Below are 411 nucleotides of genomic sequence, written 5' to 3'. Positions count from 1 at the left end.
GCGTTGCTGGGCAGGGTGGCCGTCGTACCGCAGGATCCGGGCGGAGCGGACGTCGTGGTCATCGCCACCGGCGCGCGCCTGCCGGAGCCGTGGACCGGACTGGTTCGGGGTGTGCGCGGCGAGGTCCTCCGGGTCCGGAGCGACGATCCGCCGACCCACACCGTCCGCGGCTGGGTCGGCGGCGAGCCGGTCTACCTGGTGCCACGACGCAACGGCGAGGTCGTCGTCGGCGCCACCTCCGAGGAGCACCTGGCTCCTCCCGTCGTGACGGCCGGTGGTGTCCACCGGTTGCTCACGGCTGCCCGCACGCTGTGGCCCGGGCTCGATCGCGCCGAGCTCGTCGAGTCGACGGCGCGGGACCGGCCGGCGACGACGGACGGCCGTCCCCTGATCGGGCCCAGTGGTGTCGAC

1 protein-coding gene is annotated in these 411 nt (G+C 75.2%); it reads left to right on the top strand.

Annotated elements, in window-relative coordinates:
• A partial coding sequence (locus ACOADB_RS09060; RefSeq protein ID WP_378597633.1) for an FAD-dependent oxidoreductase occupies positions 1-411 on the top strand: 411 nt, incomplete at both ends.

The organism is Nocardioides sp. CPCC 206348 (genome assembly GCF_048654705.1).
GTDB lineage: Bacteria > Actinomycetota > Actinomycetes > Propionibacteriales > Nocardioidaceae > Nocardioides.
The sequence above is the reverse complement of the archived record's forward strand: the minus strand, read 5'-3'. Positions and strand labels throughout refer to the sequence as shown.